This is a genomic window from Actinosynnema sp. NPDC020468 (assembly GCF_040642015.1).
Taxonomy (GTDB): domain Bacteria; phylum Actinomycetota; class Actinomycetes; order Mycobacteriales; family Pseudonocardiaceae; genus Actinosynnema.
Genome location: NZ_JBFAEO010000071.1, coordinates 26,325 through 35,962, shown reverse-complemented (window position 1 = coordinate 35,962; position 9,638 = coordinate 26,325). Strand labels below are relative to the sequence as shown.

Annotated in this window: 11 protein-coding genes; 6 read left to right on the top strand and 5 right to left on the bottom strand. The window is 74.2% G+C overall.

All coding sequences use genetic code 11. The features are described 5' to 3' along the window. Nucleotides 1-898, bottom strand: an 898-nt coding sequence (locus tag AB0G50_RS33455; protein WP_360117179.1) for a S41 family peptidase, incomplete at its 3' end; no start/stop codon positions are given. 158 nt (nucleotides 899-1,056) lie between these two features. Here AB0G50_RS33455 and AB0G50_RS33450 point away from each other — a divergent pair. Next, nucleotides 1,057-1,875 carry a bifunctional DNA primase/polymerase gene (locus tag AB0G50_RS33450; protein WP_360117176.1) on the top strand — a complete coding sequence of 273 codons (819 nt, stop codon included), beginning with the start codon at nucleotides 1,057-1,059 and terminating at the stop codon, nucleotides 1,873-1,875. Here AB0G50_RS33450 and ligD read toward each other — a convergent pair whose 3' ends face one another. Next, the gene (ligD, locus tag AB0G50_RS33445; protein ID WP_360117173.1) at nucleotides 1,876-2,814 is read right to left on the bottom strand and encodes a non-homologous end-joining DNA ligase; all 939 of its coding nucleotides are present in this window, start codon (nucleotides 2,812-2,814) and stop codon (nucleotides 1,876-1,878) included. It lies immediately after the preceding gene. Nucleotides 2,815-2,943: 129 nt separating this feature from the next. Between ligD and AB0G50_RS33440 the strand changes: the two genes are divergently transcribed. Next, the gene (locus AB0G50_RS33440; RefSeq protein WP_360117170.1) at nucleotides 2,944-3,846 is read left to right on the top strand and encodes a bacteriocin fulvocin C-related protein; all 903 of its coding nucleotides are present in this window, start codon (nucleotides 2,944-2,946) and stop codon (nucleotides 3,844-3,846) included. Nucleotides 3,847-3,896: 50 nt separating this feature from the next. On the opposite strand, the gene AB0G50_RS33435 is transcribed toward AB0G50_RS33440, so the two are convergent. Further along, nucleotides 3,897-4,928, bottom strand: coding sequence for an LLM class flavin-dependent oxidoreductase (locus tag AB0G50_RS33435; protein WP_360117188.1), 1,032 nt, complete (start codon nucleotides 4,926-4,928; stop codon nucleotides 3,897-3,899). A gap of 78 nt (nucleotides 4,929-5,006) precedes the next feature. Here AB0G50_RS33435 and AB0G50_RS33430 point away from each other — a divergent pair, with 78 nt between their 5' ends. Further along, nucleotides 5,007-5,465 carry a MarR family winged helix-turn-helix transcriptional regulator gene (locus tag AB0G50_RS33430; protein WP_360117167.1) on the top strand — a complete coding sequence of 153 codons (459 nt, stop codon included), beginning with the start codon at nucleotides 5,007-5,009 and terminating at the stop codon, nucleotides 5,463-5,465. A gap of 9 nt (nucleotides 5,466-5,474) precedes the next feature. Here the strand turns inward: AB0G50_RS33430 and AB0G50_RS33425 are convergent, their stop codons facing one another. Beyond that, nucleotides 5,475-5,951 (bottom strand): helix-turn-helix domain-containing protein, encoded by a 477-nt coding sequence (locus tag AB0G50_RS33425; protein WP_360117164.1) that lies wholly within the window; start codon nucleotides 5,949-5,951, stop codon nucleotides 5,475-5,477. A gap of 149 nt (nucleotides 5,952-6,100) precedes the next feature. Between AB0G50_RS33425 and AB0G50_RS33420 the strand changes: the two genes are divergently transcribed. Further along, nucleotides 6,101-7,285, top strand: coding sequence for an MFS transporter (locus AB0G50_RS33420; RefSeq protein ID WP_360117161.1), 1,185 nt, complete (start codon nucleotides 6,101-6,103; stop codon nucleotides 7,283-7,285). A 3-nt stretch (nucleotides 7,286-7,288) separates the two neighbouring features. Here AB0G50_RS33420 and AB0G50_RS33415 read toward each other — a convergent pair whose 3' ends face one another. Further along, on the bottom strand, nucleotides 7,289-8,392 hold the full coding sequence (locus tag AB0G50_RS33415) for an alpha/beta hydrolase-fold protein (protein WP_360117158.1): 1,104 nt from the start codon (nucleotides 8,390-8,392) through the stop codon (nucleotides 7,289-7,291). Between the two features lie 106 nt (nucleotides 8,393-8,498). On the opposite strand from AB0G50_RS33415, the gene AB0G50_RS33410 reads away from it, so the two are divergent. Together AB0G50_RS33410 and AB0G50_RS33405 are read left to right on the top strand one after the other, a co-directional pair. After that, the gene (locus tag AB0G50_RS33410; RefSeq protein WP_360117155.1) at nucleotides 8,499-9,092 is read left to right on the top strand and encodes a hypothetical protein; all 594 of its coding nucleotides are present in this window, start codon (nucleotides 8,499-8,501) and stop codon (nucleotides 9,090-9,092) included. Beyond that, on the top strand, nucleotides 9,089-9,628 hold the full coding sequence (locus AB0G50_RS33405) for a hypothetical protein (RefSeq protein ID WP_360117152.1): 540 nt from the start codon (nucleotides 9,089-9,091) through the stop codon (nucleotides 9,626-9,628). Before AB0G50_RS33410 ends, AB0G50_RS33405 begins: the two co-directional genes overlap by 4 nt. The last annotated feature ends 10 nt before the right edge of the window (nucleotides 9,629-9,638 follow it).

Here is a 9,638-nt window from a genome sequence, read left to right as displayed (position 1 = left end):
GCAGGGACGGCGTGTCGCCGTCCCTGCGCGCCAGTTCGGTCAGCGCCTCGTGGTGGGCGCGCTCCAGGGCCCGCGACTCGGGCACCTCGACGTCCGGCAGCACGCCGACGCCCTCCCAGTTCGTGCCCGACACCGGGTTCACCGCGCGGGCGATCGGGATGGTGACCTCCAGGTTCGGGTGCACGGTGAACCCGCGCCTCGGGTGCGCGCCGCCGCCCGTGCGCTCGCCGACCACCGTGGCCCGACCGCGCTGCTGGAGGTCGTAGGCCAACTCCTCCGCGCCGGAGAACGTGCGCCCCGACGTCAGCACGTACACCGGCCTGGTCTGCCCGAACGGCGTCCCCGCGACGTGACCCGGCGACCAGAACTGCTCCCACCGGTCGCCCTCGCGGTGGTGGATCGAGTTCACGTGGGTGGGCTCGTCGAACAGGTACCCGCACACCAGCGCCACCGTGTGCGGGTCGCCGCCGAGGTTCGCCCGCAGGTCCAGCACCAGCGCCTCGGCCCGGGCGACCAGGGTGAACGCCGCCGCCAGCACGTCGCCCGCCCACTCGATCGGGAACAGCGACGGCGCGAGCTCCAGGTGCGCCACCCCGCCCGGCAGCCGGCGCACACCCGGCACGCCGCCCAGCGACAGGTCGAACTTCCGGGTGATCTCCTGCAACGACGCGGCGTCGTCCTCCTCCGGCACGGGCGTCGCGTGGTGCTTGAGGCGCAGGTGCAGGTCGCCGTTGACCGACTGGAGGTCCGCCGTGACCGCCCGCGCCAACTCCTCCGGCGTGCCCGCGCGGTACTCGCGGCGGCCGAGCAGGTCGGCGAGTTCGGCCGCGACGTCCGGGAACACGTAGTGCTCCACCAGCAGCGACCGGGTCCTGGCGATGATCGGGGCGGTGTCCATGGCGCGCAGTAGACCAGCGGCCCCGGCGCGAGCGCCAACGAAATCGGGTGCCCGCGGGATGCTCCCGCCGGAGGTGTACGGGCGGCCGGACCGGCGGCACACTGGAGGGCAGGACGCGCTTCCCCCGCGTCGAGGCACGAGCCGACCGGGGGGCAGTCATGGGGTCGAGCAGGTGGCGGGCCGCGTCGGCGGCGGTGGAGCGGGGTTGGCCCGTGGTGCCGCTGCGGCCCTACCGCAAAACGCCCGCGGTCCGCGACTGGGACCGGCACGCGACGCTGGACCCGGACCTCGTCCGGCACTGGTGGTCCCGCCGCCCGTACAACGTCGGGATCTCCTGCCGCGGCGCGGAGTTGCTCGTGGTGGACCTCGACCTGCCCGACGGCCCGCGCGCGTTCGCCGCGGCCGGTGACACCGGGCCGACCTACACCGTGCGCACGGCCAGCGGTGGCGAGCACCGGTACTTCCGGGCGCCGCCCGGCGTCGACCTGCGCAACACGGTGGGCCGGCTCGGCCCGGGCGTCGACACGAGGGCGGCGGGCGGGTACGTCGTCGCGGCGGGCTCGGTGCTGCGGACCGGCGCCGGGTTCCGGGGGTACGAGGTGGTGCTGGACGTGCCGGTCGCGCCCGCTCCGGCGTGGTTGGTCGCCGCGCTCACCCCGGCACCCCGGGTGTTCGTGCCCGCGCAGCGGGCGGCGCCCCGGCGGATCGAGGCCTACCGGGCGGCCGTGGTGGACGGCGAGGTCGACCGGGTGCGCTCGGCGCGGCCGGGCACCCGCGCGCACACCGCGTTCACCGCCGCGTGCCGGCTCGGCGAACTCGTCGGCGCGGGCTGGCTGGACGAGGGGACCGCGGTCGCGGTGCTGCTGGCGGCGGCCTCCGGGCACGTCGGCGTCGCGGGGTGGACCGAGCGGGAGGCGTTGCACCACATCGGGAACGGCGTCGAGCGGGGTCGGCGGACGCCGCGCGTGCTGCGGTGATCACTCGTCGCCGGGCACCTCGGCGCCGTCCCGGTCCGCCCACTCCAGCAGCGGGTCGAGCGAGAACACCGCGTCGTCGATGCCCGCGTGCAGGTCGCCCAGCTCGGCGTACCGCGCGGGCACGGTCGCGATGGTGCAGTCGTCGGGTTCCACGTCGTCCACCTCGTCCCAGCGGATCGGCGTCGACACGGTGCCGCGCGGGTTGCCGCGCACCGAGTACGCGGCGGCGATCGTGTGGTCGCGGGCGTTCTGGTTGTAGTCCACGAACAGGCTGCGCGGGTCGCGGTCGCGCCGCCACCACGTCGTCGTCACGTCGTCCGGCGCGCGCCGCTCGACCTCGCGGGCGAACGCCAGCGCGGCCCGCCGCACGTCCTGGAAACCGTGGTCGGGCGCGATCCGCACGTAGATGTGCAGCCCGCGCCCGCCGGAGGTCTTCGGCCACCCGACCGCGCCCAGCTCGTCCAGCACCTCGTGCGCCACGTGCGCGACCCGCCGCACCCGGGAGAACGGGCAGTCGGGCATCGGGTCCAGGTCGATCCGCCACTCGTCGGGCTTCTCGGTGTCGGCGGCGCGCGAGTTCCACGGGTGGAACTCCACGGTCGACATCTGCACCGCCCACACCACGTCCGCGACGTCGGTGACGCACAGCTCGTCGGCGTGCCGGTTGTACCGGGGGAAGTGCACCCGCACGGTCCGCACCCACGGCGGCGCGCCGTGGGGCAGCCGCTTCTGGTGCACCTTCTCGCCGGACACCCCGGTCGGGAACCGGTGCATCATGCACGGCCGCTCGCGCAGCGCCCGCACGATGCCGTCGCCGACCGACAGGTAGTAGCGCGCCAGGTCCAGCTTCGTCTCGCCGCGCTCGGGGAAGTAGACCCGGTCCGGGCTGGACAGCCGCACGACCCGGTCGCCGACCTCCAACTCCACCGCTGCGCCCATGGTCAGAAGCTAATCGCGGATCGTCGGTTCGGCGAGATGTGGACGATCCTTCGCATCCCGAGGTACGGTGCTCTTGGTGATCATCGAGTGACCCTCGGTGACCGGGGGTCTGGTTGGGGGGACGGTGCGATGAGTGCTGCTCGCAAGCTGGTACTGGCGTTCGACGCCTCGTGCGGCCGATGTCGCGAGGTGTCCGGCGCGGTCGCGGGAGCGTCCGGCGGACGGCTCGAGGTGCTGCCGCTGGACAACGACGCGGTCCGCGCGTGGCGTGGCGCGGACGCGCCGTGGGAACCGACGTTGATCCGCGTCGACGGTGACGACGTGCGGGTCTGGACCGGGCGGGCGATGGCCTGGCGCCTGGCCCGCGAACTGGGACCGCGCGCGACGGCCCGGGTGCTGCGCGCGCTGGGCGACGTGGGCGCACCGCGGGAGAACACCTTGGGGCGCAAGCAGTTCCTGCGCCTGGCCGGTGGTGTGGCGGTGGCCGTCGGGCTGGTGGCCACCGGTCGCGCGGCGGCGTTCGCGGACACCCGGTCGGCGGCGGACGAGTGGGTCGAGGCGAACCTCGACCGACTGCCCCGGCACTACGACCAGGTGGCCGCGCTGCCCGTCGACCACCGGCGCGCGGTGTTCGCCAAGGCCGGCCCCGAGCTGCGCACCCGCTGGTGGCTCGACCACTTCGCCCGGTTCCGCGCCGACCGCGCGCTGACCGGCGCGCAGGCGGCGGTCGTCGACCGGGCCGAGGCGGTGGCGCCGCGGGCGTTCGCCGGGCGCAAGGAGGCCGTCGCGGGCGAACTCGACGCGCTCAAGGCCGACGCGATCGCGGCGTTCGGCGCGCACGAGGCCAGGTTGCTGCTCGCGACGCTGGGTCCGGTCGGGCAGGCGGCCCTGCCGCGCGACTGCGACTGCTCCAACTACAGCGACTGGTGCTCGGGCAGCACCGGCTGCACGAACTGGCCCATCGGCTGCGTCCGCCAGGAGGACGGCTGCGGCACGCTGTACCTGTGGGCCTGCGACGGCGTCTGCCAGTAGGCGGCGGTCCCGCCGTGCCGCCGGCCTTTCCGGTGGCACGGCGGCCGTGCTCAGCCCAGTTCGGCGCGCACCAGCGGCAGGATCTCGGTGCCGATCAGCTCGATGGCCTCCATGACGAGCTTGTGCGGCACGCCCGCCCAGTCCATCTGGAGCGCGTACCGGTCCGCGCCGACCAGCCTCCCGACCGAGATCAACCGCTCGGCGACCTCCTGCGGGCTGCCCGCGAAGATCGAGTTCGCGTTCTCGGTCCACGCGTCGTACTCGGCGCGCGACGGGACGGCCCAGCCCCGGGCGCGGGCGCCGTACTTCATCGTCTCGAGCCAGTACGGGTGGAACGCGTCCTTGGCGTCCTGGGACCGGCGCGCCACCAGGCCGATCGCGCTCATGGTGACCTCCAGGTCGCCCGGCGCGTGACCGCCCGCCTCGCCCGCGCGGCGGTACAGGTCGACCAGCGGGGCGAACCGCTCCGGCTTGCCGCCGATGATCGCGTACACCACGGGCAGGCCCAGCAGGCCCGCGCGCACCGAGGACTCGGGGTTGCCGCCGGTGCCGACCGAGATCCGCAGCCGGTCGCCGTACGGGCGCGGGTAGACCTCGGCGTTCTCCAGCGGCGGGCGGAACTTGCCCGACCAGGTGATCGGGTTCTCCTCGTTCAGCCGGACCAGCAGCGCGAGCTTCTCCTCGTACAGCTCGTCGTAGTCCTCCAGGCTCGCCCCGAACAGCGGGAACGACTCGGTGAACGAGCCGCGCCCGGCGAGCAGTTCGGCGCGGCCCCGGCTGAGCTGGTCGAGCGTGGTGAACTGCTGGTAGACGCGCACCGGGTCCTCGGTGCTCAGCACGGTGACGGCGCTGCTCAGCGTGATCCGCTCGGTGAGCGGCGCGGCGGCGGCCAGCACGGTGGCCGGGTTGGACGTGGCGTAGTCCGGCAGGTGGTGCTCGCCGAGCCCGTAGAACCCGAGTCCGAGCTCGTCGGCCAGCCGGATCCGCTCCAGGGCGTTCGCCAACGCCTCGGCCACCGACAGCTGCTCGCCCGTGACGGGGTCCGGGTGGCGGTCGGCGAAGCTGTAGATCCCGAGCTGCATGGCCTTGGTCGTGGACACGTCGACAAAGTTAGCGCGAGTTTGGTGACGCGTCAACAAAGCTCTGTTAGCGTTGATCGCGTGGCGGAACCCCGGTGGTTGGACGAGCGGGAAGCGCGGCTGTGGCGGGCCTACCTGGACCTCAACCGCGAGTTGAACGGCGCGCTGGAACGGCACCTGGAGCGCGAGTCGGGACTGTCGAACGCGGACTACGCGCTGCTCGTGCCGCTGTCGGCGGCGCCGGACGGCCTGGTCCGCGCGCGCGACCTCGGCGTGGCGGTGGGCTGGGAGCGCAGCCGGTTGTCGCACCAGGTGGCACGGATGGAGAAGCGCGGTCTGGTGGTGCGCGAGGTGTGCCCGGAGGACGCCCGGGGCTCGATGGTCCGGCTGACCCCGGCCGGTCGGGCCGCCATCGAGGCCGCCGCGCCCGGCCACGTCGACACCGTCCGCCGCTACCTGTTCGACGTGCTGACCGACGAGGAGGTCTCGGTGCTGGACAAGGCTTTCACGAAGCTCCTGGCCCGGATCGCGGCCGACTGAGCCGGCCGCTCAGGCGAGTCGCTCGACGTGGGTGTTCGCGGCGGTGAGCACGGCGCCGTCGGAGCGCTCGACGCGCAGCCTCGGCACGGGCGCGCCGGTGTCGTCGTCCACCAGCACCGAGTGGGTCTCGCCGGCGTCGAACGCGTGCGCCTCGCCCCACTGGCGCAGCGCCACGATCACGGTGAAGAGCCGTTCGCCGGACCCCGTGAGGACGTACTCCTGACGCTTGCCCGACGGTGCGGTCCGGCGCTCCAGCAGGCCCTGGTCGACCAGTCGGCGCAACCGGTCGGTCAGGATGTTCTTGGCCACGCCGAGGCCGCGCTGGAAGTCGGTGAACGACCGCGTGCCGCCCAGCGCGTCGCGCAGGATGAGCAGGCTCCACCGGTCGCCGACGAGGTCCACGGCGCGCGCGACGGGACACGGCGGGTCGGTCCACCCGTTGGGCGGCGCGACCGGACGTCCCGACACGGCGGATGGCGTGGTCACGTCCTGACCCCCGAACTGATCGGCTGCGTCCTCGGCGGTGGCTCGTCCGGCAATTGGTTTCACACTACTACCGGTCGGGTCGCGCCGGCCGTCCCGACGGGGAGTTGAGGAGTGGGGTCGGCGCGCCGTAGGCTCCAATTGGTTGCGAAATGCTACTGATTGGGGTCGCGATGTCGGGGTGGCGGAAGTTGCTGCTCGCGGTGGTGTGCGGTGTCGCGGTGGCGGGCCTCTACGCCGCGCAGCCGGTCCTGGGTCCGATGGGACGCGATCTCGGCCTGCCCGCCGAGTCGACCGGGTGGCTCGTGGCGGCCGGTCAGCTCGGCTACCTCGCGGGGTTGGTGCTGCTGGTGCCGCTGGGTGACGTGGTCGACCGGCGTCGGCTCGTCGCGGCGCACCTGGCGATCACCGCGGTGGGCCTGGTCGTGACCGCGTCGGCGTCGGTCGCGTGGGCGGCGTTCGCGGGGCTCGCGGTGACCGGGTTGTCCGCGGTCGTGGTGCAGACGACGGTCGCCTACGCCGCGTCGGTCCCGCCGCCCGCCGAGCGCGGGCGGACCCTCGGCGTGGTGACCTCGGGCGTCGTGGTCGGGATCCTGGGCGCGCGGGTCGTGACCGGTGCGCTCGCCGACGTGTGGGGGTGGCGCGGCGGCTACGTGCTGCTCGCGGTGCTGTCCCTCGGCCTGGCGGTGCTCGTGCTGGTCGCGCTGCCGGGGGAGGAGCGCGTCGGGCGGTACCGGGAAGCGGTCGTGGCGCTGCGCCGGGTGGTCGGGCAGCGGGCGTTCCTGGCGCGCGGACTGGTGGCGTTCTTCCTGTTCGCGTCGTTCGGCACGCTGTGGAGCGGGTTGGCGCTGCCGCTCGCCGCGTCGCCGTGGCGGTGGAGCGGGAGCGGGATCGGGTTGGTGGGCCTGGTCGGACTGGCCGGCGCGCTCGGCGCGGCCCGGGCCGGTCGGTGGGCGGACGCCGGACGGGCGGGCCCGGTCGCCGGCGTGGCGCTCGGGCTGCTGGTCCTGTCGTGGGCGGCGATCGCGGTGCTGCCGTGGACGCTGTGGCCGCCGGTCGTCGGCGTCGTGGCGCTGGACTTCGCGGTCCAGGTCGTGCACGTGGGCAACCAGCACCAGCTCACCGCCGCCTACCCGGAGCGGGTCAGCGGTGTGATCGGCGGGTACATGGTCTTCTACTCGCTCGGGTCCGCCCTCGGCGCGGCCGCCACCACCGCGCTGTTCGCCGCGCACGGCTGGGTCGGCTCCAGTCTCCTCGGCGCGGGCTTCGCGACGGGCGCGCTGGTGGTGTGGGCGGTCGACCGGCTCACGTCGCGCGCCGGCCGGGTGCCCCGGTGATCGTCACCGGACCGGCCGGGTCCACCTCGGGTGGTCGGGCGGGCGTGCCTCCTGCTCCCGCGGGGTGTGCGCGGCGGCGAACGCCAGCAGGTAGGGGAGCGCGGCGCGGGCGGCGTGCCAGTCGTGGCCGTGACCGCGTTCGACGCGCATCGCCACCCGCTGACCCCTCGCCCGCAGGCCGCACGCGACCCGGCGCGCGGTGACCACGTCGTCGCGCGAGTCGGCGCCGGCGCTCAGCATCACCGACACCGGCCGGTCGAACGCCATGGTCGGGAGGTAGTCGCGCGGGGTGTTGGCGCGGACCAGGTCCGGGTGGTCGCCCAGCAGCGCCGCCGCGTCGCCGAGGTCGTCGTAGGGCAGCGAGACGAGCAGCGTGCCGTAGGTGTCCAGGTGCCGCAGACCGGTGTTCAGCGCGCAGAACCCGCCGCCGGACATGCCGCCCAGCGCCCGGTGCGCGCGGTCGGGGATGGTCCGGTAGTGGCGGTCCACCCACGGTTGCACGGTCCGGGTCAGGTAGGTCTCGACGCGCGGGCCGTCGGGCACGTCCAGGCACTCGTAGTCGGTGGTGGGCGCGCCCGCCGACACGTCCGGCAGCACCACCACGGTCGGTGGGATCACCCCGTGGTCGAGCAACGAGCGGACCGTGTCCGCGACACCGCCCGCGGTGAGCCAGTCGTCCGACGTGCCGCCGGGGGAGCCGGGCAGCAGCTGCACGACGGGGTAGCGCCGGTGCGCGTTGGCCGGGTTGTCGTAACCGGGCGGCAGCAGCACCCGGATCGGGCCGTGCGGGATGCCGTTGGCCGGGTCCGGCAGGTCGAGCCGGTCCAGCCGCTGGGGACTGTCGCGGGGCGCCGGCACGCCGAGCGCGACCAGCAGGTCGGCCGGCGTGCGCAGGTAGCCGACCGAGGCGTTGGCCCAGGCCAGTGCCGCGGCGACGAGCAGCACGGCCACGAACCGCGCGCGGTGGCGGACACCGGTGAAACCGACCACGACGGCCGCGACGACCAGCGCGTGCCACAGCAGCGGCGATTCGAGGACACCGGTGGCACCCGCCTGCGAGACCACGTCGGCGGGCAGGCTCGGCCCCGGATCGATGTCGGGGTTCATCACCGACCATGACGCGCGTGGCGGCCGCAGGGTTGCCCGGCCGGCGCGGTGGCGTAGGGTGCCGACCGTACGGAGGCGTATGGAGGTGGGGGATGATCGTCCTCGGGTGGCCGTCCGGGATCGGGGCGGTGACGTCGTGACGTGGCAGGTGCTCCTCGTCTCGGGCGCGTCGGGCAGCGGCAAGTCCTCGCTCGCCTACCCCCTGGCCACCGCCCGCGGCGCGGCGCTGGTCGAGGTGGACGACCTGGTCGTCGCCACCCAGTCCGTCACCACCGCCGCGACCCACCCCGACCTGCACCACTGGCTGCACCACGACGACACCGACCTGAGCCCCGACGAGGTGCTGGCCCGCCAGGTCGCGCTGGCACACGCCCTGCGCCCGGCGGTCGACGCGGTGATCGCCAACCACCTCGACACCGACCTGCCCCTGGTGCTGGAGGGCGACTACCTCCTCCCCGAACACTGCGCCGCCTGGCCGGCCGAGGTCCGCGCCGTGGTCGTCCACGAACCGGACCCGACCCGCCTGCTGCACAACTACCTGACCCGTGAACCCGCCTCGGGCCCGCAACGCAAGCGCGCCACCGACAGTGCCCACTACGGCGACTGGCTCGCCGCCCAGGCCCGCCGGCACGCCATCCCGGTCCTCCACCCCCGCCCGTGGTCGACCGCGCGGGCCCGACTGTCCGAGCTGCTGTCGTGAGCGCCGACGACGAGTCCGAGTTCATCGAGGTCGAGGTCTGGTGGGGCAGCTACCGGGTGCCGCGCAACAGCCTCATGGGGAAGAGCCTCGCCTCGTGGGACCCGGAGGCGGATCGGCGCGAGCAGGTCGAGAGCGGGCGGATGACCTGGAGCCTCGGCAGGTTGGCCGACCTGTTGTGGATGCTGGTTCCGGAAAGTCGCGAGTTCATCGTCGAGGCCGCCGAGGACCGGTTGGGCGCGGCGCTGCGGTCGGGCTCCTTCCTGCTGCCGGTGGGCGAGTGGTCGATGGCGGTGCGGATGAACACGCATCTCATCGAACGCCAGGTGTCGGCCGAGTCGCCGGACCTCGATCTGCTGACGCGGTGCCTCGGGGTGATCCGGCGGTTGATCGTGGAGGACACCGGCGACTTCTTCTGGGACATGTTCGAGATGGAGGTGTTCAGCCGGTTGGGCACGGGGGAGCACCTCCGGCTGGTCGAGCGGCTCGATCCCGAACTCGCCCGGGTTCGGCGGGCCATCGCCGCGCGGGGGAGGTGACGGGACCGCG